This is a genomic window from Citrobacter sp. TBCS-14 (assembly GCF_005280805.1).
In the GTDB taxonomy this organism is placed as follows: domain Bacteria; phylum Pseudomonadota; class Gammaproteobacteria; order Enterobacterales; family Enterobacteriaceae; genus Citrobacter; species Citrobacter gillenii.
Genome location: NZ_SZWM01000591.1, coordinates 1 through 337, shown reverse-complemented (window position 1 = coordinate 337; position 337 = coordinate 1). Strand labels below are relative to the sequence as shown.

Here is a 337-nt window from a genome sequence, read left to right as displayed (position 1 = left end):
TCCGCCTAAAATCATCCAGTTAAGCACGCGCGTAGCCATTAAACTTGACTTACCAGAGCCACGACCTAAATTAAGGAAAATTTCATTAATTAGGTTTACCTGAACACCTTTTTCGTCAATCATATCATAGCCGAGCATTAACTCGTACCAATATTTTTGCGTAGGGTGTAACTTAATTTTCATCAAATTTCCAGTAGTAAGGTAAAAGTTATCTTCTATCCACTCGATAGCTTGAGTAACTCTATCATAACGATAAATATATTTCTCATGAATTCTGATTTGCTTTTTAATAGTTTTACGCATATATTTATTTAGTTCTATGCCATGTTCTTTATTA

At 32.9% G+C, this 337-nt stretch carries 1 protein-coding gene; it reads right to left on the bottom strand.

The annotated features are described in order from the left end of the window. A partial coding sequence (locus FDX22_RS20130; protein ID WP_222592537.1) for a hypothetical protein occupies window positions 1-337 on the bottom strand: 337 nt, incomplete at both ends.